This is a genomic window from Duganella sp. AC237, assembly GCF_979254035.1.
Map to the genome: position 1 here is coordinate 2394490 of NZ_CEEDEW010000003.1, position 25207 is coordinate 2419696.

The 25207-nt window shown below is 64.9% G+C and carries 24 protein-coding genes and 1 pseudogene; 12 read left to right on the forward strand and 13 right to left on the reverse strand.

Annotation, left to right across the window (positions count from 1 at the left end):
- Positions 1-2 precede the first annotated feature (2 nt).
- From AC0IYS_RS11020 to AC0IYS_RS11040, 5 genes are read right to left on the reverse strand one after another with little or no spacing between them, the layout of a single operon-like run.
- Entirely contained in the window at positions 3-698 is a 696-nt protein-coding gene (locus AC0IYS_RS11020) for an ABC transporter ATP-binding protein (RefSeq protein WP_471705176.1), read from the reverse strand.
- 35 nt (positions 699-733) lie between these two features.
- Complete coding sequence (gene phnE, locus AC0IYS_RS11025; RefSeq protein WP_471705177.1) at positions 734-1540, reverse strand: phosphonate ABC transporter, permease protein PhnE; 807 nt, start codon at positions 1538-1540, stop codon at positions 734-736.
- Entirely contained in the window at positions 1537-2382 is an 846-nt protein-coding gene (locus AC0IYS_RS11030) for a PhnE/PtxC family ABC transporter permease (RefSeq protein WP_471705178.1), read from the reverse strand. Before AC0IYS_RS11030 ends, phnE begins: the two co-directional genes overlap by 4 nt.
- Positions 2382-3215 carry a phosphonate ABC transporter ATP-binding protein gene (locus AC0IYS_RS11035; protein ID WP_471705179.1) on the reverse strand — a complete coding sequence of 278 codons (834 nt, stop codon included), beginning with the start codon at positions 3213-3215 and terminating at the stop codon, positions 2382-2384. The genes AC0IYS_RS11030 and AC0IYS_RS11035 overlap by 1 nt, the downstream gene beginning before the upstream one ends.
- Positions 3216-3231: 16 nt before the next feature.
- On the reverse strand, positions 3232-4107 hold the full coding sequence (locus tag AC0IYS_RS11040; RefSeq protein ID WP_471705180.1) for a putative selenate ABC transporter substrate-binding protein: 876 nt from the start codon (positions 4105-4107) through the stop codon (positions 3232-3234).
- Positions 4108-4306: 199 nt separating this feature from the next.
- Here AC0IYS_RS11040 and egtD point away from each other — a divergent pair, with 199 nt between their 5' ends.
- From egtD to AC0IYS_RS11080, 8 genes are all read left to right on the forward strand, one after another.
- Positions 4307-5254: an L-histidine N(alpha)-methyltransferase gene (gene egtD / locus AC0IYS_RS11045; RefSeq protein WP_471705181.1), complete on the forward strand. Its 948-nt coding sequence runs from the start codon at positions 4307-4309 to the stop codon at positions 5252-5254.
- 16 nt (positions 5255-5270) lie between these two features.
- Positions 5271-6539, forward strand: coding sequence for an ergothioneine biosynthesis protein EgtB (gene egtB, locus AC0IYS_RS11050; RefSeq protein ID WP_471705182.1), 1269 nt, complete (start codon positions 5271-5273; stop codon positions 6537-6539).
- 152 nt (positions 6540-6691) lie between these two features.
- Positions 6692-7198, forward strand: a complete 507-nt coding sequence (locus AC0IYS_RS11055; RefSeq protein WP_471705183.1) for a GNAT family N-acetyltransferase — start codon at positions 6692-6694, stop codon at positions 7196-7198.
- A 101-nt stretch (positions 7199-7299) separates the two neighbouring features.
- Complete coding sequence (locus AC0IYS_RS11060; protein WP_471705184.1) at positions 7300-7794, forward strand: sigma-70 family RNA polymerase sigma factor; 495 nt, start codon at positions 7300-7302, stop codon at positions 7792-7794.
- A 1-nt stretch (position 7795) separates the two neighbouring features.
- Positions 7796-8767 (forward strand): FecR domain-containing protein, encoded by a 972-nt coding sequence (locus AC0IYS_RS11065; RefSeq protein WP_471705185.1) that lies wholly within the window; start codon positions 7796-7798, stop codon positions 8765-8767.
- Positions 8768-8851: 84 nt separating this feature from the next.
- Positions 8852-11338 (forward strand): TonB-dependent siderophore receptor, encoded by a 2487-nt coding sequence (locus AC0IYS_RS11070; protein WP_471705186.1) that lies wholly within the window; start codon positions 8852-8854, stop codon positions 11336-11338.
- 42 nt (positions 11339-11380) lie between these two features.
- Entirely contained in the window at positions 11381-12925 is a 1545-nt protein-coding gene (locus AC0IYS_RS11075; RefSeq protein ID WP_471705187.1) for a PepSY-associated TM helix domain-containing protein, read from the forward strand.
- On the forward strand, positions 12922-13257 hold the full coding sequence (locus AC0IYS_RS11080) for an iron transporter (protein WP_471705188.1): 336 nt from the start codon (positions 12922-12924) through the stop codon (positions 13255-13257). Before AC0IYS_RS11075 ends, AC0IYS_RS11080 begins: the two co-directional genes overlap by 4 nt.
- 6 nt (positions 13258-13263) lie before the next feature.
- Here AC0IYS_RS11080 and leuA read toward each other — a convergent pair whose 3' ends face one another.
- From leuA to AC0IYS_RS11095, 3 genes and pseudogenes are all read right to left on the reverse strand, one after another.
- Entirely contained in the window at positions 13264-14958 is a 1695-nt protein-coding gene (gene leuA, locus AC0IYS_RS11085; RefSeq protein WP_471705189.1) for a 2-isopropylmalate synthase, read from the reverse strand.
- A gap of 418 nt (positions 14959-15376) precedes the next feature.
- Positions 15377-15626, reverse strand: a pseudogene (locus tag AC0IYS_RS11090) (hypothetical protein).
- Positions 15626-15826 carry a type II toxin-antitoxin system VapB family antitoxin gene (locus AC0IYS_RS11095; RefSeq protein ID WP_471705190.1) on the reverse strand — a complete coding sequence of 67 codons (201 nt, stop codon included), beginning with the start codon at positions 15824-15826 and terminating at the stop codon, positions 15626-15628. The pseudogene AC0IYS_RS11090 and the gene AC0IYS_RS11095 overlap by 1 nt, the downstream one beginning before the upstream one ends.
- A gap of 147 nt (positions 15827-15973) precedes the next feature.
- Between AC0IYS_RS11095 and AC0IYS_RS11100 the strand changes: the two genes are divergently transcribed.
- Positions 15974-16483 (forward strand): hypothetical protein, encoded by a 510-nt coding sequence (locus tag AC0IYS_RS11100; RefSeq protein WP_471705191.1) that lies wholly within the window; start codon positions 15974-15976, stop codon positions 16481-16483.
- Positions 16484-16489: 6 nt separating this feature from the next.
- On the opposite strand, the gene AC0IYS_RS11105 is transcribed toward AC0IYS_RS11100, so the two are convergent.
- The gene (locus tag AC0IYS_RS11105) at positions 16490-17263 is read right to left on the reverse strand and encodes an SDR family NAD(P)-dependent oxidoreductase (protein WP_471705192.1); all 774 of its coding nucleotides are present in this window, start codon (positions 17261-17263) and stop codon (positions 16490-16492) included.
- A 119-nt stretch (positions 17264-17382) separates the two neighbouring features.
- Between AC0IYS_RS11105 and AC0IYS_RS11110 the strand changes: the two genes are divergently transcribed.
- Positions 17383-18276 (forward strand): LysR family transcriptional regulator, encoded by an 894-nt coding sequence (locus tag AC0IYS_RS11110; RefSeq protein ID WP_471705193.1) that lies wholly within the window; start codon positions 17383-17385, stop codon positions 18274-18276.
- 13 nt (positions 18277-18289) lie between these two features.
- Here AC0IYS_RS11110 and AC0IYS_RS11115 read toward each other — a convergent pair whose 3' ends face one another.
- The 4 genes from AC0IYS_RS11115 to senB all read right to left on the reverse strand — a co-directional run bounded on the left by AC0IYS_RS11115 (position 18290) and on the right by senB (position 22599).
- Positions 18290-19486 carry a phospholipase effector Tle1 domain-containing protein gene (locus AC0IYS_RS11115; protein WP_471705194.1) on the reverse strand — a complete coding sequence of 399 codons (1197 nt, stop codon included), beginning with the start codon at positions 19484-19486 and terminating at the stop codon, positions 18290-18292.
- 167 nt (positions 19487-19653) lie between these two features.
- A complete protein-coding gene (locus AC0IYS_RS11120; RefSeq protein WP_471705195.1) occupies positions 19654-20304 on the reverse strand; it encodes a hydrolase in 651 nt (216 codons plus the stop codon).
- Positions 20305-20533: 229 nt separating this feature from the next.
- Positions 20534-21580, reverse strand: a complete 1047-nt coding sequence (selD, locus tag AC0IYS_RS11125; protein ID WP_471705196.1) for a selenide, water dikinase SelD — start codon at positions 21578-21580, stop codon at positions 20534-20536.
- Positions 21577-22599 (reverse strand): selenoneine biosynthesis selenosugar synthase SenB, encoded by a 1023-nt coding sequence (gene senB, locus AC0IYS_RS11130; protein ID WP_471705197.1) that lies wholly within the window; start codon positions 22597-22599, stop codon positions 21577-21579. Before senB ends, selD begins: the two co-directional genes overlap by 4 nt.
- A 34-nt stretch (positions 22600-22633) precedes the next feature.
- Between senB and senA the strand changes: the two genes are divergently transcribed.
- Complete coding sequence (senA, locus tag AC0IYS_RS11135) at positions 22634-23833, forward strand: selenoneine synthase SenA (RefSeq protein ID WP_471705198.1); 1200 nt, start codon at positions 22634-22636, stop codon at positions 23831-23833.
- Between the two features lie 60 nt (positions 23834-23893).
- A complete protein-coding gene (locus AC0IYS_RS11140) occupies positions 23894-25195 on the forward strand; it encodes a Xaa-Pro dipeptidase (protein WP_471705199.1) in 1302 nt (433 codons plus the stop codon).
- The last annotated feature ends 12 nt before the right edge of the window (positions 25196-25207 follow it).

Sequence of the window (25207 nt, forward strand, 5' to 3'; positions counted from 1 at the left end):
GTTTATTGCTTAAACGGGTTGACGTTTGTTGTTTCTTGTATGCAGCTTTTCGATAGTTGTAGGATTTTGTCTGTCATCTCGGCCGCAATTCGGGAATGGGTCACCATAATGGCGCACGCGCCGGTCGATTTGATTTCGCGCCGTAACAAGGTGAGGATGCTGTGGGCGGTGTCCGGATCGAGGTTGCCGGTCGGCTCGTCGGCCAGCACCAGGGCCGGACGATGCACCAGCGCGCGGGCGATCGCCACCCGCTGCATTTCGCCGCCGGAGAGCTGGTGCGGAAAATCGTCGCCGCGCCCGCCCAGGCCGACGGCGTCGAGCATCTCCGCCGCACGCGCGGTCGGCAGGCCGTTGAGCAGCAGCGGCAGCGTGACGTTTTGCAGCAGGGTCAGATGCGGCAGCACGTGGAAGGCCTGGAAGATGAAACCCATGCGCGCGCGGCGCAATTTGGTGGCGGCGTCGTCGTCGAGCCCCGACATCGGCACGCCGTCGACGATGATGGGCGAGTCGCCCGGCGCCGCGTTCGGGTCGACATCCGGCGTATCGAGGCCGGCGATCAGGTTGAGCAGCGTCGATTTGCCGACGCCGGAGTCGCCCATGATGGAGACGAATTCGCCCGCCTTGAAGGTCCACGAGAGGTTGGACAGCACCGGACGGCCGCCGGCATAGGATTTGGACAGGTTGCGCAGTTCGAGCATGGGGACGGGGCTCCTGTAAGAAGCGGATTGGCGGATTAGCGCGTGAGCGCGCGGCGCATCGCGAAGCTGATGGCGTCGACCAGTGCGACCAGCAGCAGCATGGCGATGATGACGGTGGCGGCCTTCTGCATCTGGAACAGCGACAGGTGATATTTGAGCATCTGCCCCAAACCGCCGGCGCCCACCACGCCGAGGATGGCGGCGGCGCGGATATTGTTCTCCCAGCGGTACAAGGTATAGGACAGCATTTGCGGCAGCGTTTGCGGCAGTGTCGCGTAAAGGAAGGCGCTGGTGGCGGAGGCGCCGTTGGTGCGCAGGCTTTGCTCGGGCAGTGGCGCGGCGTTTTCCAGCGAGTCGGCGAACAGGCGTCCCAGCACGCCGGCGGTGTGCGCGGCCAGCGCCAGCGTGCCGGCGAACGGTCCCAGGCCGGCGGCGATCAGCAGGATAGAGGCCCACACCAGTTCCGGGATCGAGCGCAGCACGTTGAGCGCGGCGCGCACCGTTGCGCGCGGGGCGCGGCCGAAGCGGCCCGACGCCGGCAGCGACAATGCCAGCCCCGCGACCACCGCCAGCAAGGTGCCCAGCGCCGACATCGACATGGTTTCAATCGTGGCCCACGCGGTCTTGGTCAGGAAGCCCGCCGACAGGTTGGGCGGCGCGAAGCCGGCCAGCAGTTCGACCACGCTGTTGACCGCGTCGGCGGTGAAGAACTCGCGCCATTTCAGCGGCAGCGCGGCGAAGCTGGCCACCACCAGCACCAACACCAGCGCCATCAGCGCCAGCACGGTCCAGTCGCGGGCCGGCGGTTGGGGCATGCCGGTATGCGGTTTGACGTCGTTCATCCGAGCCGCCCCCGCAGGATCTTGGAGAACAGGTCCGCCAGCGCCACCAGCGCCACGAACACCAGCAGCATCGAGGACACCTCGGCGCCGGCCAGCATTTTCATCGATTCATCCATGCGCTGACCGAGGCCGCCGGCGCCGACAAAGCCCATCACCACCGAGCCGCGTATCGCGCATTCCCAGCGGTAGACCGTGTACGACATCAGTTCCGACGCCGATTCCGGCAGCGCGCCGTACAACAGGGCACCCAGTCTGCCGCTGCCGTTGGCCAGCAAGGTATCGGTGGCGTGGGAGTCGGTCGATTCCAGGATCTCGGCGTAGACCTTGCCCAGCATGCCGCAGTAGGTGAGGGCGATGGCCAGCACGCCGGCGGTCGGACCGAGGCCGATGATGCGCACGAACAGCAGCGCCCAGACCAGTTCCGGTACGCTGCGCAACAGCACCAGCAGCCAGCGCACGCCCTGGCGCAGCAGCCTGGCCGGAAGGCGCATGCGCCCGGTGCCCAGCGCGGAAACCGACAGCTTTTCGTTGATGATCAGGGTGGCGGGGATGGCGCCCAGCAGCGCCAGGGTCAAGCCGGCGGTGGCGATGGCGACGGTCTGCCAGGTTTCGCGCAGCAGCATTCGCAGGAATTCGGCGCCGTGCGCGGGCACCAGGAAGTCCGCCAGGAAGCGCCCCGTGGCCGACAGGCTTTGCCAGTCCCACAGGATCCACGGCTTGAATTCACTGACGACCAGCATCGGCCACAGGACGATGACGGCGGCCGCGCAGGCGATCAACCGGCCGCGCCATGCCGGATCGGCGTGCAGATTGGGTGGAAAATTGTGTGGAAAAACAGCCATTACAGACAAGCGCCGATGCCCAGTTTGACGGCCAGCGCGTCGTGGTCCGGCGGCGGGGCGCTGGCGGTTTGCTCGCCCTGGTACAGTGCGTCGATCATCTGTTGCGTGACCTGCTCGCGCGGCAGGTCGAATTCGATGCGGCCGTTGCGCAGCGCGACGATGCGCGGGAAGTGGCGCAGCGCCAGCTCGACCTGGTGCAGGCTGCAAATCAGGGTGGCGTCACGCGCGGCGGCTTCCGCGCGCAAGGTGGCCAGGGTCAGTTCGGACAGCGCCGGATCGAGCGCGGACAAGGGCTCGTCCACCAGCAGGGCCTTGGCCGGCGACAGCAGCAGGCGCGCCAGGCCGCAGCGCTGACGCTCGCCGCCGGACAGCCTGTCGACGCGCGAATACAGTTTGTCGCCCAGGTTGAAGCGCGACAGCGCCTGCCACGCGGCTTGCGGGTCGGCGGGTTTGAAGAGTGAGGCGAGCGCGCGCCACACGCTCCATTGCGGCAGGCGCGCGGCCAGCACCGCTGTCACCACGCGTTGGCGCGGCGGCAGCGGCGGCGTTTGCGGCGCCAGGAACAACTGCGCGCGCAGGCGGTGTCGCGCGCCTTCGCCCAGCGCCCACGGATCGGCGCCAAAGGCTTTGAATACGCCTTCGGCCGGCCGCTGGGCGCACGCCAGGGTCGCCAGCAACGTGGTCTTGCCGGCGCCGGAAGGGCCGATCAGCGCCAGTTGCTCGCCCTGTCGTACCGTCAGTGAGATCGCTTGCAGGGCCGGAGCCGCAGCGGAAGCCGATGCCGATGTGCCGGGGTGGCGCACCGTCAGGTTCCGCAATTCGTAAGTCGGCATGGAATACTTTTAAACCTTACTTCTTCAGCAGGCCGGCGTTTTGGGCCGCGGCTTCGATCGCGGTGTAGTTCTCGGCCTTGGTCGGGATGAACTTCGACGCGCGCTGCAGATCCATGATGATCTTGTCCTGCGGGTTCTTCGGATCGAGGGCCAGGAAGGCGTCGGTGATCTTCTTCTTCAGGTCCGCGCTCATGTCGGTGCGCACGCTCCAGTTGTAGTCGAAGTAGCCGGGGGTGGTGTAGAACACGCGCACCACGGCTGGATCGACCTTCTTCTCGGCGACCAGTTTTTCCCATACCGAGATATTCAGCGCGCCGGCATCGACCTTGCCGCCGGCGACAGCGGCGACGGTGGCGTCATGCGCGCCGGAGAAGGCGATGCGTTTCAGATCGCTGTCCGGATCGATTTTCGCGGCCAGCAGGTAGGAGCGCGGCATCAGGTGGCCGGAGGTTGACGACTCGGAACCGAAGCTCAGGGTGCGGCCTTTCAGGTCTTCCAGCTTGTTGATGTCCTTATTGGTGGTGATGAACACCGAGCGGAATTTCTCGTCCTCCGCGCGCTGCACCAGCGGCGTGACCTGGTTCTTGCTGCGGTCCTTGGCCTGCACGAAGGTGAAGCCGCCGAACCAGACCATGTCCACTTTTTTGTTGATCAGCGCTTCGACCGACGCCGCGTAATCGGTGACCGGGGTGAATTCGACCTTCATGCCGGTCTTCTTCTCCAGGTACTCGCCCAGCGGCTTGAACTTGCGCTGCAACTCCGTCGGCGCTTCGTCGGGGATGGCGGACACGCGCAACACGCGGTCGGCGGATTGCGCCTGGGAATGTGCAGCGGCCAGCAGCAGGCCGGCGGCCAGCAGGGATTTGAGCGTGTTCATCGGGGAAAATTTCATTGTCGGTGCCCTATGTAAAGAATTTATGTTTCTATTTATTACTTCAATGAGCTGTTAACTCGGCCGAAAGTGAAAAGCCGCACGGTCATCGGCCACGCGGCACTTCACAATGGATATTCAGCTATCATAACAAAAAGTTTGTCTACGGCAGGGGAGACCACTGGCGGGACACTCACCTTCAGTTAAAGGCAGAGTCACCATGCAAAAGTCCCGCCCTCACGGCAGCGATGCGGTCATCGCCGAAATCAGCGCCGGTCTGCTGGCTCCCGACGCGAATACCTCGCCCAAATACCTGTACGACGGCCTGGGCTCCAAGCTGTTCGAGGCGATTTGCGAGCTGCCGGAGTACTACCCGACGCGCACCGAGGCCGGCATCTTCGCCGCGCACGGCGCCGACATGGCGCGCGATATCGGCATCGGCACCTCGCTCATCGATCTGGGCGCCGGCAATTGCGCCAAGGCGGCCGGCCTGTTCCCGCTGCTGCAACCGGCGCAGTATGTGCCGGTCGATATCTCGCGCGATTTCCTGCTCGATGCGGTCTCGCGCTTGCAACAGCGCTTCCCGCACATCGACATGACGCCTCTGGGACTCGATTTTTCCAGCGGCTTCTCGTTGCCGGACAGCGTGCGCCATCGGCGCCGCCTGTTTTTCTATCCTGGTTCGTCGATCGGTAATTTTTCGCCGGAACAGGCCAAGACTTTCCTGCGCGGCCTGCACGCCAACGCGGGCGACGACGGCGGCCTGCTGATCGGCGTGGACCTGATCAAGGACAGCGCGGTGCTGGACGCGGCCTACGATGACGCGATCGGCGTCACGGCGGCCTTCAACCTGAACATGCTGCGGCACGTGAATCATTTGATCGGCGCCGATTTCGACGTGCGCCAGTGGCGGCACCTCGCTTTCTTCAATCCGGAGGAGAGCCGCATCGAGATGCACCTGGAGGCGCGCAGCGCGTTGACGGTGCATTGGCACGGTGGCGAGCGCCGCTTCGCCCAGGGCGAGCGCATACACACCGAAGACAGTTATAAATACACGCGGCAGTCCTTCGTCGGCTTGCTCGAGCAATCCGGGTTCGCCACCACCCGCGTCTGGACCGATCCGGCGGGCTGGTTCGCCGTCATCCACGCCCGCGTCATCCGCGACTGACAGGAAGAGACACGATATGGACATGCGTTTGCCGCAGCAGCCACGGTTCGCCCCACTCGGCGCCCGCTTTGACACCGTGCGTCAGCGCTCGCTGCTGCTGGCCGAGCCACTGACCGACGAGGATTGCGGCGCGCAGTCGATGCCGGACGCCAGCCCGATCAAGTGGCATCTGGCGCACACCACGTGGTTTTTCGAGACTTTTATCCTCGAGCGCATGGAGGCCGGCTTCCAGCCTTTCCATCCGGCGTTCCGGGTGCTGTTCAACTCTTATTACAACGGCGTCGGCGAAAAGCATCCGCGCGCCCAGCGCGGCCTGTTGACGCGGCCGGCCATGGCGCAGGTGCGCGCCTACCGGGCCGATGTCGACGCGCGCGTGGCGCGGTTGTTGGCGTCCGAACTCGATGCATCGCAACGGGGTCAGCTCGAGATGCTGATCACGCTGGGGTTGGAGCACGAGCAGCAGCACCAGGAACTGATGCTCACCGACGTCAAGCACCTGCTGGCCCAAAGCGCCTTGCTGCCCGCGTATATGGAGGCGCCCGCGCCTGCGGCGCTGGTTGCGCCGCAATTGTCGTGGGTGGACTTCGACGGCGGCCTGACCGAGATCGGCTACGACGGCGAGGACTTTTGCTTCGATAACGAGCAGCCCCGCCATAAGCAATATGTGGCGCCATTCCAGCTCGCGTCCCGCCTGGTGACCAATGGCGAGTACCTGGCGTTCATCGCCGCCGGCGGCTACTTCAACGCGGCGCTGTGGCTGGCCGAGGGCTGGGACTGGGTGCGCAGCCAGAATTTGAAGTGCCCGATCTACTGGCAGCAGGACGACAACGGCAACTGGCGGGAATTCACGCTGCGCGGCGACCATGCGCTGGACCCGAACCTGCCGGTGACCCATCTTTCACTGTTCGAGGCTGACGCCTACGCCCATTGGGCCGGGGCCCGCCTGCCCACCGAGGCGGAGTGGGAGCTCGCCGCCGAGCGGGCGCCGATCGACACCGGCGAACTGCATCCGGCCGCCGCCGCTGCCGCCTTCGATGAGGGACTTCTGCAGATGTTCGGACATTGCTGGCAGTGGACCAGCAGCAGCTACTCGCCGTATCCGGGCTACCAGACCGCGCCCGGCGCGCTGGGTGAATACAACGGCAAATTCATGCTGAACCAGTATGTGCTGCGCGGTTCGTCGTGCGCCACGCCAGCCGGGCACGCGCGCGCCAGCTACCGCAATTTTTTCCCGGCCGGCGCCCGCTGGCAGTTCACCGGCATCCGGCTGGCGCGGCAAGCCTGAGGGATAAAGCCTGTCATAAATGTCATACGAACGATCTTAATTACCATAAGCGGGTTAAGTTTCATCCGTGCGCCCCTATTCGCTTGCTATTGGTAGTGAGGTAAATGATAATTTATGCATCGTTCGATTCCACTTTTTTATCTTTCTCTATTATGCCTATCCTCATACGCCGATTAACTCCCGCAGACGCCGCAGCTTTCCAGTCATTGCGCCTTTCCGGCCTTCGTGAAACCCCAACTGCTTTTACCTCCAGCTACGAAGAGGAGTGCAATACGCCGATCCCCGTGACCGAGGCTTACTTCGAATCCGAGGCTGGCCGCAACCGTTTTGGCGCCTTCGACGGCGACCGCCTGGTCGGCATGGTCGGTGTCGGCCGCGAATCGCAGATCAAGCTGCGTCACAAAGCCTACATCCGTGGCATGCAGGTCGATGTCGCCTATCGCGGCACCGGCGTGGGCCGCCAGCTGATGGAACACGCGATGGAGTTCATCTCGACGCTGGAGGGCGTGACCAAGGTCACCCTGGCCGTCACTGTCGGTAACGCGGCGGCGATCACGTTGTACGAATCGATCGGCTTCAAGGTCTATGGACGCGAGCATTGCGCCCTGATCGTCGACGGCGTGCCGTACGACGATGTACTGATGGATATCCAGCTGTAAGCGCAGCTTACGACATAAAACCGTCAACGCCAGCGATGTATTCTTGCGTGCAGGATGAAAGTTAGGCTATTATTGAGAATAATTCTCATTCATTATGTCTAATGTTGGCCGCATCCATCCACTCCGAACAGGTCAAATCGATCTATGACGCCCATCACGGCTGGCTTGAGTGCTGGCTGCGCAAAAGGCTGGGCAATGCTTCGGATGCGGCGGATATCGCGCAGGATACCTTTCTGCGGGTGTTGGCCAGGGAGATGGCGATCCGCGAGCCGCGCGCGATGCTCACCACGATCGCGCAGGGCATGGTGGCCAATTTATACCGGCGCCGGGACATCGAGCTGGCGTACGAGCGGGCGCTGACCGCCTGGCCGGAGCAGCACGCGATGTCGCCCGAGACCCGCGCGATCATGCTCGAGACCCTGGTTGAAATCGACGCTTTGCTAGACAGCCTGCCGCCGCTGGTGCGCGAGGCGTTTCTGCTGTCGCAGCTCGATGGCATGGGGCAGGCCGATATCGCCGAACGGCTGGGCATCTCGCTGGCCACTGTCAAGCGCCACATCGCCAAGGCCATGCTGCACTGCTGTTTCGCCGACTGACATGACGACACCCCCGATTTCCTCCGAAGTGCGCGCCCAGGCCGTGGACTGGCTGGTGGAGCTGCAATCGGAGCCTGCCGACGATGACCTGCGCCTGCGCTGGCGCCTGTGGCGCGACGCCGATCCCGCGCACGCGCGGGCGTGGGCGCGCGTGGAGGCGTTCGGCGACAAGCTCCAGAGCCTGAATCCCGACATCGCGCACGCCACCCTGAACGGCGCCCGTTCGGAGCGGCGCAAAACGCTCAAAACGCTGGCGCTTCTGATGGGCGTGGGCGCCGCCGCCTGGATGGCGGAGGAGCAGACGCCATGGCGGGAATGGTCGGCCGACCATCGCACCCGTGTCGGCGAGCGCTCGGTGCTGATGCTCGACGACGGCACGCGGGTGCGCATGAACGCCGATACCGCGCTTAATATTCGTTACACCGGCAGCGCGCGCAAGCTGCAGCTGCTGCGCGGGGAAATTCTGGTTACCACCGCGCACGAACCCGTGTACGAGGGTGCTGCGGCGCGTCCCTTTTCGGTCGACACGGCAGAAGGCTCGGCGCTCGCGCTCGGAACCCACTTCCAGGTGCGCCGGCTGGACGGCCGTAGCGTGGTCTCCGTGTTGGACGGCGCCGTGGAGATCCGCCCGGCGGCCGGTGGCGCCGTCACCGCCGTCAGGCTGGACGCTGGCCGGCAGGCCGGCTTCACGCGTTCCGCCGTCGGCCCCGTGCAGGCGGTGGACGATGCCGTCACGGCCTGGATCGAAGGCATGCTGGTGGCGCAGGACATGCCGCTGCCCGAATTTCTGGCCGCGTTGAACCGCTATCGTCCCGGGAATTTGCGCTGCGCGCCATCTGCCGCGCACCTGTCGGTCAGCGGAACCTACCCGCTGGCGGACAGCGACAAAGTGCTCGACATCCTGCAAACCACGCTGCCGGTGAAGGTTGAGCGCTACACCCGCTACTGGGTCACGGTCGGCCTCAAAAAATAAATCACATTAGTTGAGCTGTTTTGGTTTCTCGCGGGGCAATGGGGATAAGAAGCCTTTTTATCCTAGCCATCCAGGAATCCAGATATGCACCAGAATTCACCCTCTTTAATCGAGAAAACCAAGCGCCGCGCCATCGCTTGCGCCATCGGCCACGCGCTGCATGCGTTCCCGGTCGGCGCGATCGCCGCCGCGCCGTTGGCCATGATCGCCGCCGCAGCGCATGCCCAGGAAGCCGACAGCCTGCGCAACTTCACCATCCCGGCCGGCCCGTTGGCCGGCACCTTGAACCGCTTCGGCCGCGAGGACGGCATCATGCTGTCGTTCTCGACCCAGGCCACCCAGGACATGCAAAGCCCGGGCCTGAGCGGCGTCCATACGCCTTCGTCAGGGCTGGCGGCGCTGTTGAAAGGGACCGGACTGGCCGCCACGCGCCAGTCCAACGGCGGCTACGTGATCGCCGTGTCTGGACCTTCTGCGGCGCAGGTCGAAAACGCCGCCGCGCTGCCGATGGTGCATGTGGTGGCGCAGACGCAGGGCGCGACCACCGAAAACTCCGGCTCCTATACGGGCCGCGCGACCACCATCGGCAAAATGGAACAGTCGATCCGCGATACGCCGCAATCGGTCAGCGTGATCACGCGCCAGTTCATGGACGATAAAAACCTGGTGACCCTGGACGAGGTGATGGCGCAGGCCACCGGCGCCACCCGCTCGCAACGCAATTTTGGATCTCACACCTTCACCATCCGTGGCTTTGCGATGGACACCTACCTGGTCGACGGCGTGGCCGGCACGGTGTTCGATCCCACCGGGTGGATGCCGACCGATATGGCGATCTACGACCGCGTGGAGGTGCTGCGCGGCGCCGCCGGCCTGATTGTCGGCGCCGGCGATCCAAGCGGCGCCGTGAATTTGGTGCGCAAGCGTCCGCGCAAGGAGGCGCATGTCGATGTCAACCTGAGCGCCGGCTCGTGGGACAACTACCGCACCGAAGTCGATGCCGGCGCGCCTCTCAGCGCCGATGGCACCTTGCGCGGCAGGGTGGTGGTGGCGTATCAGGACAAGCACACCTTCCAGGATGTGACGCGGTCGCGCGAGCCCTTGCTGTATGGCGTGATCGAGGCCGATCTGGGACGCGACACCACCTTGACCGTTGGTGCGCGCCGGCAGGAAAACACCATCGACGGGTACACCGTCTTCGGGCTATCGCGCTACAGCGACGGCGGCGCGCTCGATGTGCGTCGATCGACGTCGATGGCGCAGGACTGGAACCAGCATGACGCGACCTTCAACGACGTCTTCGCGGAGGTCGAACACCGCTTTGGCGCCGGCTGGAAGGCACGCCTGGCCGCCAACTACAACGACGGTGGTTTTGAGCAGAAGGTCGGCATCACGCGCGGCGCCGTCAACCGCGCCACCCTGCGTGGCGCCACGCTCTACGACCTGTATTTCAAGAATCTGGACGTGTCCAGCTACGGCGTGGACGCCAGCGTGAACGGCAGTTTTAGCGCGCTGGGTGGCCGGCACCAGGTGGCGGTGGGCGCCAACTGGTCCAAGCAGGAGCAGAACAACAAGACCGCCGACATCCGGACCAATATCCCGGTCAATATCTTCAACGTCAACCACGCGGCCGTGGCCGAGCCGGCGCGCCCGGCATGGACGGTCGATGCCGATACGCGGGACCAGCGCTACGGCGTCTACGCCAGCGCGCGGCTTGAACTGGCGGAACCACTGCACCTGCTGCTGGGCGGGCGCGTGAGCTGGCAGGATTATTTGCAGGTCAACCGCCTGACCGGCGCCAAGCTGGCCGATTATCGGCAGGACCACGAGTTCACGCCGTACGCGGGTCTGGTGTACGACTTGAACGCGCAATGGTCGCTCTACACCAGCTATGCCGACACCTTCCAGGTGCAGAGTACCTTTCTGAGCGCGGACGGCGCGCCGTTGAAGCCCGCCGTGGGCGCCAACTACGAGGCTGGGATCAAGGGCGAGCTGTATGACGGCCGTTTGAACCTGTCGCTGGCGGTGTTCAAGATCCGCAAGGACGATCTGGCGGTGCTCGACGAGGCCAACCTGGGCCTGTGTCCCGGCTCGCTGTCGACCAGCGATTGCTATCGCAACGGCAGCACCCTGCGCAGCAAGGGCGTGGAGCTGGAGGCGAGCGGCGAGCTGGCGCCGGGCTGGCAGGTATCGGCCGGCTACACCCATGTCACCAGCCGCGATGACGCGGGCGCCAGCATCAGTTCCGAGACCCCGCACCATTTGCTGCGCGCGTCCACCAGCTACCGCTTGCCGGGCCAGTTCAAGGCGGTGACCGTGGGCGGCGCGGTCTCCGCGCAAAGCGGCTATGCTTTCCCGGCGTCGGACAATACCGCCGTGACGATGGGCGAGGGCGGCCGCGCAGTCTGGGATATGAACGCGGCCTACCGCATCAACGACAAATGGACGGCGCAGCTGAACCTCAACAACCTGTTCGACCGCCGCTACTATTCGATGCTGGGCTCTCTGACGCGCGGTAACTACTACGGCGAACCGCGCAGCGTCGGCCTGATGCTGCGCGGCTCCCTGTAATCGCGGCGCGGTGGCGGTATGAGGGATAGTTGGCGTCTTTCGATGGGATGGCTGCACACGTGGGGTGGCCTGATAACGGGCTGGCTGCTGTGCGCCATCTTCCTGACCGGGACGCTGAGCGTGTTCCGCGAGCCGATCACGCGCTGGATGCAGGCCGCGCCGCAGGTCGCCGCGCCCGCGCAGCCGATTTCCGCAGGGGCGTCGGTCCAACAAGCGCTTGGCTATCTGGCGGTGCAGGCGCCCAAGGCCCGCTTCTGGCGCGTCGAGCTGCCCGCGCGTCCGGACGAGGCGCTGCGGCTGTTCTGGCGCGACAAAAGCGGCGAGCGGCAGCAGGCCATCGACCCCGCCAGCGGTGCGGTGCTGCCCGCGCCGTGGGGGCGTGAGACGCAGGGCGGCCGGTTCTTCATGACCTTTCACTATTCGCTGCAGGCCGGCCTGACCGGGTTCTGGATCGTCGGCGTGCTGTCGATGGGAATGCTGGTGGCATTGGTGTCGGGCGTGATCGTCCACAAGCGCATCTTCAGCGACTTCTTTACTTTTCGACCCGGCAAAGGGCAGCGCTCCTGGCTCGACGCGCACAATCTGTTTGGCGTATTGACCTTGCCGTTCCTGTTCATGATCACGCTCACCGGGCTGGCGATTTTTTATTCGAGCTTTATTCCGCTGCCGCTGCGCGCGGCCTACGGCAGCGACGAGCAGGCGTACGAACGGATGGAGCACGATCTGGCGGCGGAAGCGCCGGCGCCGCGCCGCAAGATGACGGGCACGCCGGCGCCGTTGCCGCAAATAGCGCCCTTGCTGGCAAAGGCGCGGGCGCTGCTGGGCGGAGAGGTGCGCATGCTGGTGATCGAACGGCCCGGCGACGCCAGCATGGCGGTCAGGGTGTTCGGCCGCGCGATGGACGACGGCGATACTGGCCGCGTCCTGAACCAGCCTGGCGTCGTCCTGTTCGATGGCGTCAGCGGCGCGGTGCTGCAACTGAAGAAACCAGACCCGGTGGAGGAATCGGTGGGACAAGCCACGCATCGCGTGATGGAACATCTGCATTACGCCCGCTTCGGCGGCTGGACCATGCGCTGGCTGTATTTCATGAGCGGCCTGGCAGGCACGGCGCTGATGGCGACGGGAACCATCCTGTATCTGATCAAGCGGCGTCAGAAGAGCGGCGCCGAGTTCGGTTCCGCGACGGCTGGCGTCTACCGCTGCATCGACGCTATCAATACCGCCTCAATCAGCGGCGCGATGCTGGCCTGCATCGGCTATTTTTACGCCAACCGGCTGATGCCGGCGGATCTGTCGGCGCGCTCCGGCTGGGAGATCGGCGCCTTCTTCATGGTGTGGCTGGCGACGCTGCTGCACGCGGCCCTGCGTCCGCGCGCGTCGGCGTGGATCGAGCAGCTGGCGCTGGGCGCCTTGCTGTGCGCCGGCCTGCCTGTGCTGAACGCGCTGACGACCGGGCGCCACGTTGGAAGCTATATCGCCGCAGCCGATTGGCAAAGCGCCGGCGTCGAGCTGACCGCCATCGGTTTCGGCGTGCTGCTGGCGACGGCGGCGCTCAAGGTCCACCGCAAGGGACGCAAAACATGACTGCAAAACGCAAGGGCGCCGTGACCGGGCGATATCGCTGGATGGTGGTATCGCGCTTGCTGGCGGCGACCGTCGGCGGCTACGTGGTGGCGTCGCTATTCGGCGCGCTGACGGCGTTCGGCCTGCCGATGCTGTCCGGCCTGACCCTGGCCGACGGCGTGGTGCTCGGCACCATGCTGGGCTTCGTGGTGCATGCGGGCTTGTTCGTGTTCGCGTTTTCACCCGTGCGCGCGGGCAGGGTGTGGGGATGGCTGCTGGGCGCAGCGCTGGTGATGGGCGTGATGCTGTGGGCGGCCGGCGGAAACGCGTTGTTCCCGCCGGCGCCACATTAAAAAAGCTTAGGCCGTTACCGCGCCTTTGGCTTGCGCCGCTTCGATAGTGTTCAGCTGGCGGTTGACCGCGCTGAGCACCGCCTTGAACGAGGCGGTCAGGATGTTGCTGTCGGTGGCCGCGCCGAACAGGGTCGGGCCGTTGGCCAGGCGCAGTTCCACATAGCAGGCCGCCTTGGCGTTGGCGCCCGAGCCGATCGAGTGCTCGTGGTAGTCCATCAGTTTGATGTCCAGGCCGAGCGCGTCGACGAAGGCGTCGATCGGGCCATTGCCGCCGCCTTGCAGCGCCATCGGCGCCTGGCGGTGGGTCAGGTTGATGTCGATCTGCACCGGCTCGTCGCTGCTGGTGTCTTCCACCATCTTGTGCGAGTTGTAGGCGTACGGCGAGTTCTGCTCGAAGTACTCCTTGTTGAAGATGTCGTAGATGCCATCGGCGGTGATTTCCAGGCCCGTGGCGTCGGCCACCGCCTGCACCGCGCGGCTGAACTCAATCTGCAGGCGGCGCGGCAGCACCAGGCCGTAGTCCTGCTCCAGCAAGTAGGCCATGCCGCCTTTGCCGGACTGGCTGTTGACGCGGATGACGGCGTCGTAGCTGCGACCCAGGTCGGCCGGATCGATAGGCAAGTACGGAATCTCCCAGATCGCGCCTTCCTTCTGCTGCGCGAAGCCCTTTTTGATCGCGTCCTGGTGCGAGCCGGAGAAGGCGGTGAACACCAAGTCACCGACGTACGGGTGGCGCGGATGCACCGGCAACTGGTTGCACTCTTCGACGCACTTGCGCACTTCGTCGATGTCGGAGAAGTCCAGGCCAGGATGCACGCCCTGGGTGTAGAGGTTCAAGGCCAGGGTGACCAGGTCGACATTGCCGGTGCGTTCGCCGTTGCCGAACAGGCAGCCCTCGACGCGGTCGGCGCCGGCCATCACGGCCATCTCGGCGGAGGCGACGGCGGTGCCGCGATCATTGTGCGGGTGGACGCTGATGAGCAGCGAATCGCGGCGCGCCAGCTTGCGCGACATCCATTCGATCTGGTCGGCGTAGACGTTCGGCGTGCTGCATTCGACCGTCGACGGCAGGTTGATGATCATCTTCTTGTTCGGCGTCGGCTCCCAGATCGCGGTGACGGCGTCGCAAATATGCTTGGAGAAATCGAGTTCGGTGGTGGAGAACGACTCCGGCGTGTACTCGAAGCCCCAGTCGGTTTGCGGGTGCTGCTTGATCAGCTCTTTGACCAGGGTGGTGCCGGTGGTGGCGATGTTGGTGATCTCTTCGCGCGACATGCCGAAGACGACCTTGCGGAACACCGGCGCGACCGAGTTATACAGGTGGACGATGGCGCGCTTGGCGCCGGCCGCCGCTTCCACCGTGCGGCGGATCAGTTCATCGCGCGACTGCGTCAGCACGATGATGGTGACGTCGTCCGGAATGCGGTTTTCCTCGACCAGTTTGCGCACGAAGTCGAAATCCGTCTGCGAAGCCGAAGGGAAGCCCACTTCGATTTCCTTAAGGCCGATCTTGACCAGCAATTCGAAGAAGCGCAGTTTTTTCTCGGGGCTCATCGGCTCGATCAGCGCCTGGTTGCCGTCGCGCAGATCGGTGCTCATCCAGATCGGCGGCTTGGAGATGATGTTGTTGGGCCACTGGCGATCGGACAATTGAACTGGTGGGAAGGCGCGGTACTTCGCTGCTGGGTTCTGCAACATCATGGGGTGCTCCTGGGTCTTTTAAATTGGGAAGTGCTGGGATGCCGGCGGGTGCTGGCGCTGCGTGTGGCGAAAGGCTGCCGGGCGGCCACGGAACGCTAGGCCAGGCAACCGATCGGTAGTTTTAGCAGTAGCAGTGCCGGGCCAAACGCACGCGCGTCAGCCAGCAGCGCGATCGAATCGCAGGTGCGGGATGGAGCATGGGTGGCCGTGGTGAGCATCGGTGCGGACTTTCCTGGGTTTTGAAGACGGGTGCGGCTTGTGGCCGGCACGGGGTGCGTTGAAAACGCGGCTGGAACGCGGATTAAGCGCGTGCTAGTAGGCGCGCTGCTAGCGATAGGCCAGCAGACGGCAGCAGGAAAGCGGATAGGTGCAGATGCGAAGTCATAGGCCTTAATGTACGAGATCGCCTGCATGGCTGTCAAGGGAATTGATGCGCCACGTGAAAACGCGCGGCTAGTTTGCCAAGTCGCTGGTCGAGTGTCCACAGCCTGGCGGCAGGGGTGAGCAGGGTGGATGCCAATAAAACCAAGTCAACCAGCCCGCATCCTAAGCCGTATAGCGTTTCGCGTTCAATGAACGCCGTCTTGGCGCAGCAGGATATCCAACGCGGCGTTACGGCGCCGGAAGTGGTCGACCCATACCGAAGTATCGACAAGCACGGCACTCATCAGGTCGGCTCGGCTGGGCGGCGGGGCACGTCGGCCATGTCTGGGGCGGCGCCGCCTAAAGCCGCCAATCGCTTGGCGGCTTGGACCCGCACAAAGGTTTTTATGGCCTCGCGAAACAGATCTGCCTTGTCCATGGCTGGGTCCGCGACCTCCAGAGCCCGCTTGTAAAGCTCGTCGTCAATCGTGACAGTGGTTCTCATGGCGCTCCTGAATCAATCGTGATGTTGAGCCGCATCTATTTTAGCATCGTTAAATCTAGACGATGGCTTGGTTCCAGGTCGGGCGGCTATGTTGATGTTTTTGCCATATTCCCATACTATCGACGTCTCATCTTTAAAGGATTCCCAATGTATCGATTTGTTCGCGCGGCAGTGTTGATGGTGTTGATTGGCGCGGGCAGCGCGCAGGCGGCGCCGCCCAAGCCGGTGGCGACGCCGGAGGACGCAGCAGCCATCGCGGCGGTGGCCGCCGACTTCCAGGCGGCGCTCAAGGCGAAGGATGCGCGCAAGCTGTCATCGTTGATGCTTAACTCGAACATCCTTTTCGCCTCGCCGGCGACCGACAAGCAAGTGTCCCGAATCCGCAAGGAGGTCGATCCGAACTTCGACGGCGTGCGCGCCGGCGGCTACAACGATTTTGTCCAATTCGTCAAAACAGAGAAGCGGCAGGTCGAAGAAAAGTTTTACGACTTGAAGATCACCCAGGACGGCGATCTAGCCTGGGTGATGTTCGATTACGAGTTCCTGTTCGACGGCGTGGTGCAGAACCACGGCGTCGAGGCCTGGCAGATGGTCAAGCGCGACGGGCTGTGGAAAATCTATTCCGTCACCTGGTCGGCCAATTACAGGGACAAGTAGGACAGATCAGAGCAGCAGGCCGCCCGAGGCTTCGATGCGCTGGCCGGTGATCCAGCCGGCGTCCCCCGTCAGCAGTGTCGCCACCACGCCGGCGATGTCGTCGGCGCTCGCGTTGCGGCCCAGCGCCGTCATGCTGGCCAGCTGCGCATTCATGGCGGCATCGTCGCGCACCTGGCCCCCGCCGAAGTCGGTCGTGGTCGGCCCCGGGGCGACGACGTTGACGCTGATGCCGCGCGGGCCCAGTTCCAGCGCCATGTAGCGCGTCAGCACATCGATCCCGCCTTTGGCCGACGCGTAGGCGGCGTAACCGCCGAAGGTGAAACGGGCCAGCCCCGACGAGGTGTTGATGATGCGGCCTCCGTCCGCAATCAACGGCAGCAGCTTCTGGGTCAGGAAGAAGGTGCCTTTCAGGTGGGTGTTGATCATCAGGTCGAATTGTTCCTCCGTGGTCTCGGCCAGGGAGGCGTGGATGCCGCCGCCGGCGTTGTTGACCAGGTAGTCCAAGCGCTCGCGCCCCCAGGTGGTTTTCAGCGCCGCGCGCACGCTGTCGGCGAAAGCAGCGAACGTGCCGGCGGCGCCGACGTCGAGGCGCAAAGCGACCGCGCGGCGGCCCAGCGCCTCGACCTCCTTGACCACGGCGGTGGCCTGTTCTTCGCCGTTCAGATAAGTGATGATCACATCGACGCCGCGCGCGGCCAGTTTCAGCGCGTGGCTGCGGCCGATGCCGCGGCTGGCGCCGGTGACGAGGGCGATGCGGTTTGCTTGGGTGATCGTGTTCATGGATGCTCCGGATGGATGAAAGAGGTCCCCCACTTTACCGTTCTGTTTATCGAAGATAAATCGTTATAAAATGAATGAACTGTTTCGTCAAAAAGAACAATCGCATGGATCTGGGTGAGTTGAGGGTATTTTGTCGCGTCGCCGAACTGGCGAGCTTCACCCGGGCGGCCGAGGAGCTGGGCCTGGCCAAGGGCCGGGTCTCGACCTTGGTGCAGGCGCTTGAGGCGGAGGTGGGCGGACGCCTGCTGCAGCGGACCACGCGCAGCGTGCGGCTCACGCCCGACGGCGAGGCCTTCCTGGCCCGTTGCCGGGAGCTGCTGACCGAGGCCGACCAGTTGCAGGGGATGTTCCGGCCCGCCGCCGGCGCGCTGCGCGGCAAGGTGCGCATCGACATGCCCGGCATGTTCGCGCAGGAGCTTGTGATGCCGCACCTGCAGTCGCTGCTGGCCGAGCATCCGCTGCTCGACCTGGGCATCAGCGTCAACGACCGCCGCATCGACATGGTGCGCGAAGGCTTCGACGCGCTGGTCAGGATCGGGCCGCTGCCCGATTCGGATATGGTGGCGCGGCCGTTGGGCGCGATGGCGATGTGTAACGTCGCCAGTCCGGCGTATCTGCGGCGGCACGGCATGCCGCGCACGCTGGCCGACCTCGCGGGCCATCGCATCGTCCATTACTCCGCCAGTCTGCGCAGCGACGGTGCGGCCTTTCGCTACGTGGCGGATGGTGCGGTGCGCGAGGTGCCGATGCGCGCGGCGCTGTCGGTCAACAGCTCGACGTTCATGCAGGCGGGCTGCCTGAACGGACTGGGGATCATGCAGGTGGCGCTGGCGACCAACCGCCGCCTGATCGACAGCGGCGAGTTGGTCGAAGTGTTGCCGGAATTTCGCGCGCCGCCGATGCAGGTGTCGTTGATGGTGCCGCAGCGGCGCCACATCGCACCGCGCGCGGAGGTGGTGTTCAACTGGATCGCCAGTATCACGCGGCCGCACCTGGCGCCGATGCAGGTGTAGGCCGCGTTCCCCGTTAATCGGGCAGGTCGGCGCAGGCGACCGGGTACTTGAGCATGCGCACTTGCCCCTTGACGCGCAACGGCGCGCTCTCGGCCTGCCTGCGCAGCGCGACGCTGGCGTCGAGCAGGGCCCCGGCCGGCGGCGAGCGGTCCTCGCAGCGGCTGAACAAATTGGCGGGTTGGTCCAAGATGGACCAGTGGGCGCGTCCGAGCGGAGACGCCGGCGCGGCCGCCAGCGCCGCGACGCCTTTGTAGCTTTGCGCCAGCTGCGCCATCATCCAATTGAACGGCGCTCCGGCCAGTTCGGGCGCATCGTCATAGCCACCGCCTATGTCGGCATGCGCGCCGGGGAACCACACCTCCCGCACGTCGGTGTGGGCCGGGGCGAGGGCCGGGCACAGCAGGATCGGCTGGAAGCGGGTGCGTTTTTCGTCCAGCGACACGGCGTGCGCCAGCCGGTGGATCGGCGGATAGGAGTCGGATTTATAACGGTCGCCGTTTTTGCGGTCCGCACGCTCCTTGCAGGCGTCGAACTCCTTGAAGGACGAACCGGGAACGGTGTCCCACACACCCAGGAAGGCGATTTCGACCGGGCGCATGGCGAGGCCCAGTTTGCGGTCGATGTCTTGCGCCAGCAGCGGCGCCTGGCCGGGTTGCCATGCCAGCCATTGTTGCGCATAGTCGGCGTCGTTTTTGTCCTTGACCAGTTCCAGGATGTGGTTGCCGGTGCGTAGTCCGCCGCCATCGGGCAGGCCTGCCGGCACGCCCGCGTAGGAGAGCAGGCCCGCCAGCGCCCTGGCCTGATGGGCGCCGCGACTATAGCCGATGATGAACAGGTCGTCGCCGGCGCGGTAGTTGCGCGCGATGAACTCGTAGCCGCGCAGGATGCGCGGCTCCATGCCGAATCCCAGCAGGGAGCCGAGCACCGGCGTCTCGGTCGTGCCTACCCCCTCGACGTAGATGCCGGTGGTTTGTGCCTGCTTGCCGCGCTGGATCGCCTCGAACGCCTTGCGGACATGGGTGCCGGAACCGTGGTCGTTGCGTGTGCCATCGAGGAAGACGAAGATGCTTTTGTGCTGGGTGGGATCGCCCTGTAACGGAATCTCCGCCACCGACGGGTCGCTCATTTCGGGCGCCGTGGCGCAGCCGCCGGCCAGGGCGGCCAGCGTGATGACGGTTGCACAGGATAGGCGGGTGCTACGACTGTTCATGATGTCTCCACGGTGGATGAGGTGGAAATTCACTATACAGTTATTTCATTTTTTACAAGAATAAAAGCGCTGGAATTGTTGAGCAACGTCAATAAACCCGCGCCGGGCTATCAAAAAAACAACGGAAGCGGCATGCGGGTCGGGCGATGCGCCCGACCCGCAGCCGATTAGTGGCCTTCGCCGGCTTTGAACATGGTTTTAGCGTAGATCAGGCCCAGGCCATAGCCGCCGTGCGCGATCGAGGTGGCCACGGTTTCGTTGTAGGTCTCGCCGCGCGCCCAGTCGCGCTGCAGTTCGAGCAGATACTGCAGCGAGGTCATTGGGCGGGCGCCCAATTGCACCATGCGTTCGACGGCGCGTTCGTGCGCTTCGTCGGAGACGTCGCCGCTGGCGTCGGTGATGACGTAGACTTCGAAGCCCTGGTCGAGCGCCGAGAGGGCCGGGCCGACGATGCACACTGACGTCCACAGGCCGGCCAGCACGATCTTGTCCTTGCCGATGGCGTTGACGCGGTCGGCGATGCGTGGATCTTCCCAAGTGTTCATGGTGGTGCGGTCGATCGCCACTTCGTCCGGGAAGACCGATTTGATTTCGTCGAAGATCGGACCGGAGAACGACTTTTCGGCGACCGTGGTCAGGATGGTCGGAACGGCGAAGCCTTTGGCCGCCTTGGCGACCAGCGCGACGTTGTTGCGCAGCTGGACCGGGTCGATCGACTTGGTGGCGAACGACATCTGCGACTGGTGATCGATCATGATCAGCGTGTGGTTGGTTGGGTTCAGCAGGGTGTTGCCTGGTTTGGCGATGGCGGTTGGCATGGTAAGCTCCTAAGTTATGTTGAATAATTTCGATAGAGTGGTTTGCGTTTTTCGCGGCTTTTATTTCGCGTTGCTCGCTGCTGGAATGAAGTATCCGCGACGACGGGGAAAAGTAAAAGCGGAAAAATTACGGGTCTATGTTCGAAAATATCGACAATGACTTCTGGAGCGGGATCGGGATGGTGAAACACGCGGCCAAGGCGGGCGCCCCGGCCGGTTTCAGGCGTGGTTACTCGACGCGCACGCGCGCCGCGCCTTCGGCCATGCGGCCGATGACGGCCGCTTCGCCGAAGCCTTCGCGGCGGAACAGTGCCAGTACCTCTTCGACGCTGCCTTCATCGCACGAAACCAGCAGCCCGCCCGAGGTCTGCGGGTCGGTCAGCAGCATGTGCTGCGCCTGCGATACGCCGGCGCCCAGCTCCACATCCTTGCCGTACGCTTCCCAGTTGCGGCCCGAGGCGCCGGTGAAGTAGCCGTCGTGCGCCAACTGCTCGACACCAGGCAGCAGCGGGATCTTGGCCATCTCCAGATGCGCTTCCAGCTTGGCGCCGCGCGCCAATTCCAGCAGGTGGCCCAGCAGGCCGAAACCGGTGACGTCGGTCAGCGCGTGCACGCCGGCCATCTCGGACAGCGCCTTGCCGGGCTTATTCAGCTTGGTGGTGTTGGCGATCATGGCCTTGTAGCCGTCGGCGTCCAGCTTGTCCTTTTTCAGCGCGGCCGACAGCACGCCCACGCCCAGCGGTTTGCCCAGCACCAGCACGTCGCCGGCCTTGGCGTCGGCGTTGCGTTTGACTTTGGACGGGTGCACGAGGCCCAGCACCACCAGGCCGTAGATCGGCTCGACCGAGTCGATGGTGTGGCCGCCGGCGATCGGGATGCCCGCTTCGGCGCAGATCGATTCGCCGCCCTTGATGATCTGGCCGATGGTTTCGATCGGCAGTTTGTTGATCGGCATACCCACCAGGGCCAGGGCCATGATCGGCGTGCCGCCCATGGCGTAGACGTCGGAGATGGCGTTGGTGGCGGCGATGCGGCCGAAGTCGAACGGGTCGTCGACGATGGGCATGAAGAAGTCGGTGGTGGCGATCAGCGCCTGTTCGTCATTGAGCTTGTAGACGGCGGCGTCGTCGGCAGTCTCGATGCCGACCATCAGTTCCTTCGGCACCGGGAAGCCGGTCGAATTTTTCAGGATCTCGGACAGCACGCCCGGCGCGATTTTGCAGCCGCAGCCGCCGCCGTGGGAGAAGGAGGTCAGTTTGATAGCGTCGTTGCTCATTTGTTCATTCCTTGGTTGGACTTGTTCGGTGCGCATTTGTTGATAAGCAGATTATCCACTAACTCCAGTAACGCCGCCCGTTCGGCGGCCGGCGCGAACAGCGGTGCGCGGGCGTCGCACTGGGCGCGCAGCAGTGCGTGAAAGGTCGGATCTTCGATGGAGCGGTCGATCAGGCGCGCCAGCGCGGCGGCATCGCCGGGCGGGAAGTAGCCGGCGTAATCGTCGCCCAGCATCCCGCGATTGCCATTGATGTCGCTCGCCAGCACCGGCACGCCGGCGCTCACCGCCTCGATGATGACGTTGGCGCCGCCCTCCATGTGCGACGTCAGCGCCATCGCGTGGCTGCGCTTGAGGCGCTGGCGCGTGGCGCCGTGCGGCATGGCGCCGAGCCAGTGATAGCGCGGCTCCTTGTTTGCGGTGACCTGGGCGGCGGTGGCCAGCGCCGGCTCCAGCGCGCCGCCGATGTGAATCAGGCGCGCGGCCGGCGACGTCACCAGCGCGGCGGCGCGCATGAAGGTGTCCGGGTCTTTTTCGGCGCGCAAGTGGCCGATCATGCAGATGTCCGCATGCCGCCTGGTTGCCGCAGGCGCCGGCCGCAGCGTGGCGGCCGACTGGTAGATGACGTGGGCCTTGGCGTGCAATGGCGCGGGCAGCACTTGCAGGCCTGCCGCTTGCAGCAGCACCAGCGCGCCGGCCTGCTCCAGCGAGCGCCGCGCGCTGGCGTCGCTGTCGATGTCGCGATACAGGTCGGTGCCGGTCAACAGCAGGATGGAGGGGCGGGCCGGCCACGCTTGGGTCCACGCGTCCAGCGACGCCGCCGAACGGCGCGCGTGTAGGGCGATCAACAGGTCGGGTGGTTCGCCATCGGGCGAGGGCGCCTCGGCGTCGGGCCAGTGCAGGCTGATTGTGACCCGGTAGCGCGTGCGCAGGAAACGCGCCCAGCGGCTGGCGCTTTGCCAGTTGCCGTTGTTGGCGCGGGCCGACGCCGGGCTGACGATCCAGATATGCTGTCGTGTCACTGGTGTTTTGCTTAAAAGTCGTTACAATCGCCCCATGAATTCCAGCCCAACCTCGTTCCGGAACGCCAGTCCGCAGCAATTGGCGCAGTCGCTGCGGCATGCGCGGGATTATACGCTGCTGCTGTTCGATTGCTTCGCCGCCGCCGGCATGGACGTGCCGTCCCGCGTGCCCCAACTGCGCATCCTCAATCCGCCGCTGTGGGAGCTGGGCCACATCGCCTGGTTCGCCGAATGGTTCATTTTGCGCGAGGCGACATCGAGCCACCCGGCTGACGGCAACGGCAACTGCCTGCTGAGCCGGGGCGACGACTGGTTCGATTCGGCGCTGGTGCCGCACCGCAGCCGCTGGACGCTCGACCTTCCTGCCACCGGCGCGCTGAAGACCTACTGCCACGAGGTGCTGGACCGGGTGCTCGACAAACTGTCGCGCGAGCCCAACACCGACGAGGCGCTGTATCCCTACCGGCTGGCGCTGGCGCACGAGGATATGCATGGCGAGGCGCTGCTCTACACCTTGCAAACGCTCGGATTGCCGGCGCCGGCGAAGGCCGCCGCGCCTGCACCGGCGCTGTTCGCGCCGTCCGAGATCGGCTTCCCCGGCGGGACCATCGAGATGGGCAGCGCGGGCGGCGGCTTCGTGTTCGACAACGAGCGCGCCGCGCATGCCGTGCGGGTGGCGCCGTTCACCATCGACAGCAGTCTGGTGACCAACACCCAGTATGCCGATTTCGTCGCCGACGGCGGTTACGACAACCGCCAGTTCTGGAGCAACGCCGGTGCGGAATGGCTGATGCGCCAGGAGCGCTCGGCGCCGCGCCATTGGCAGCGCGACGGCGGCGTATGGCGCACGATGCGCTTCGGCGAGCTGACCACGTTGGGCGGCGCGGAGCCGGTGCGCCATCTAAACCTGTACGAAGCGCAGGCCTACTGCGCATGGACCGGGCGGCGCCTGCCCACCGAGGCGGAGTGGGAGTATGCCGCGTTGTCGGGGCACCCGGCGTTCCGTTGGGGGCAGCTGTGGGAGTGGACCTCGACGCCGTTCGAGCCGTATCCGGACTTCGCGCCGGACCGCTACCGCGAATATTCGCAGCCTTGGTTCTCGACCCACCAGGCGCTGCGCGGCGCCTCGTTCGCGACGCAGCCGAGGATGGTCTCCCCCAAGTACCGCAACTTCTACATGCCCGAGCGCGACGATATGTTCGTCGGCCTGCGCACCTGCGCCTGGCAAAAGTAACTACGCGGTTGCAAGGTTGCTCTGCTATCCTTTTCTCTTTTTTTGAAAAGGGCGCACGCCATGAAGTTCAAGCATCTCCTGATCACCGGCAGCGTACTGGGCGCCCTCGGCGCGGCGGTATCGTCTTTTGCCGCCGACGCCAAGGCGGAAGCCAAGGTCGTCGTCATCCGGGCCGGCAAACTGGTGGACGTGGTGGCCGGCACGGTGCTCAAGGACCAGACCATCGTCATCACCGGCGAGCGTATCACCTCGGTCGGGCCGAGCGCCTCGGCCAAGGTGCCGAGTGGCGCGCAGGTGATCGACCTGTCGTCGCAGACGGTGCTGCCGGGCTTGATCGACATGCATACCCATTTGACCGCCAACGCCTACCTGGGCGGCTACAACGCGCTGGGCGTGTCCGACACGCGCGCGGCGTTGTACGGCGTGCGCTCGGCGCGCAAGACCTTGGAGGCGGGCTTTACCAGCGTGCGCAATGTGGGCGCGGGCGGCTTCGGCGACGTAGCGCTGCGCGACGCGATCGAGGAGGGCGATTTCATCGGACCTCGCATGCGCACCGCCGGTTATGCGATCGGCATCCAGGGCGGCCATTGCGACGAGAATTTGCTGCCGCCGGATATGAAGATCACCGGGCGCGGCGTGGCCGACGGACCGTGGGAAGCGCGCGCCAAGGTGCGCGAGATGGCCAAGTATGGCGCCGACGTGATCAAGATCTGCGCCTCGGGCGGCGTGCTGTCCAAGGGCGACGAGCCGGGCGCGCAGCAGTACACGCTGGAAGAGATGCAGGCCATCGTCGGCGAGGCGCACAAGCTTGGCCGCAAGGTGGCCGCGCACGCGCACGGCGCCAGCAGCATCCGCGATGCGATACTGGCGGGTGTAGATTCGGTCGAGCATGCGAGTTTGATCGACGACGAGGGCATCAAGCTGGCGCGGGAGAAGGGCACGTATCTGGTGATGGATATCTATAACGACGACTTCATTTTGCAGGAGGGCGAGAAGGCCGGCATGCTGCCGGAGTCGATCGCCAAGGAGAAGGTGATCGGTCAGCTGCAGCGCGATAACTTCCGCAAGGCGTTTACCGGCGGCGCGAAGATGGCGTTTGGTAGCGATTCGGGCGTTTATCCGCATGGCGACAACGCCAAACAGTTCGCGTACATGATCAAGTACGGCATGACGTCGATGCAGGCGATTCAGGCGGCGACGATCAACGCGGCGGATTTGTTGGGGTGGAAGGATCGTGTGGGGTCGATCAGCGCCGGTAAATTCGCCGACATCATCGCGGTCAAGGGCGATCCGGCCGAGAATGCGGCGGAGTTGACCAAGGTGTCGTTCGTGATGAAGGGCGGCGAGGTGATTCGCCGGTGACAGGGAAACCCG

Bases quoted from the DNA above. Each gene is read 5' to 3' on its own strand.
- AC0IYS_RS11020 (WP_471705176.1), bottom strand. From the start codon at position 698: ATGCTCGAACTGCGCAACCTGTCCAAATCCTATGCCGGCGGCCGTCCG.
- phnE (WP_471705177.1), bottom strand. From the start codon at position 1,540: ATGAACGACGTCAAACCGCATACCGGCATGCCCCAACCGCCGGCCCGC.
- AC0IYS_RS11030 (WP_471705178.1), bottom strand. From the start codon at position 2,382: ATGGCTGTTTTTCCACACAATTTTCCACCCAATCTGCACGCCGATCCG.
- AC0IYS_RS11035 (WP_471705179.1), bottom strand. From the start codon at position 3,215: ATGCCGACTTACGAATTGCGGAACCTGACGGTGCGCCACCCCGGCACA.
- AC0IYS_RS11040 (WP_471705180.1), bottom strand. From the start codon at position 4,107: ATGAAATTTTCCCCGATGAACACGCTCAAATCCCTGCTGGCCGCCGGC.
- egtD (WP_471705181.1), top strand. From the start codon at position 4,307: ATGCAAAAGTCCCGCCCTCACGGCAGCGATGCGGTCATCGCCGAAATC.
- egtB (WP_471705182.1), top strand. From the start codon at position 5,271: ATGGACATGCGTTTGCCGCAGCAGCCACGGTTCGCCCCACTCGGCGCC.
- AC0IYS_RS11055 (WP_471705183.1), top strand. From the start codon at position 6,692: ATGCCTATCCTCATACGCCGATTAACTCCCGCAGACGCCGCAGCTTTC.
- AC0IYS_RS11060 (WP_471705184.1), top strand. From the start codon at position 7,300: ATGTTGGCCGCATCCATCCACTCCGAACAGGTCAAATCGATCTATGAC.
- AC0IYS_RS11065 (WP_471705185.1), top strand. From the start codon at position 7,796: ATGACGACACCCCCGATTTCCTCCGAAGTGCGCGCCCAGGCCGTGGAC.
- AC0IYS_RS11070 (WP_471705186.1), top strand. From the start codon at position 8,852: ATGCACCAGAATTCACCCTCTTTAATCGAGAAAACCAAGCGCCGCGCC.
- AC0IYS_RS11075 (WP_471705187.1), top strand. From the start codon at position 11,381: ATGGGATGGCTGCACACGTGGGGTGGCCTGATAACGGGCTGGCTGCTG.
- AC0IYS_RS11080 (WP_471705188.1), top strand. From the start codon at position 12,922: ATGACTGCAAAACGCAAGGGCGCCGTGACCGGGCGATATCGCTGGATG.
- leuA (WP_471705189.1), bottom strand. From the start codon at position 14,958: ATGATGTTGCAGAACCCAGCAGCGAAGTACCGCGCCTTCCCACCAGTT.
- AC0IYS_RS11095 (WP_471705190.1), bottom strand. From the start codon at position 15,826: ATGAGAACCACTGTCACGATTGACGACGAGCTTTACAAGCGGGCTCTG.
- AC0IYS_RS11100 (WP_471705191.1), top strand. From the start codon at position 15,974: ATGTATCGATTTGTTCGCGCGGCAGTGTTGATGGTGTTGATTGGCGCG.
- AC0IYS_RS11105 (WP_471705192.1), bottom strand. From the start codon at position 17,263: ATGAACACGATCACCCAAGCAAACCGCATCGCCCTCGTCACCGGCGCC.
- AC0IYS_RS11115 (WP_471705194.1), bottom strand. From the start codon at position 19,486: ATGAACAGTCGTAGCACCCGCCTATCCTGTGCAACCGTCATCACGCTG.
- AC0IYS_RS11120 (WP_471705195.1), bottom strand. From the start codon at position 20,304: ATGCCAACCGCCATCGCCAAACCAGGCAACACCCTGCTGAACCCAACC.
- selD (WP_471705196.1), bottom strand. From the start codon at position 21,580: ATGAGCAACGACGCTATCAAACTGACCTCCTTCTCCCACGGCGGCGGC.
- senA (WP_471705198.1), top strand. From the start codon at position 22,634: ATGAATTCCAGCCCAACCTCGTTCCGGAACGCCAGTCCGCAGCAATTG.
- AC0IYS_RS11140 (WP_471705199.1), top strand. From the start codon at position 23,894: ATGAAGTTCAAGCATCTCCTGATCACCGGCAGCGTACTGGGCGCCCTC.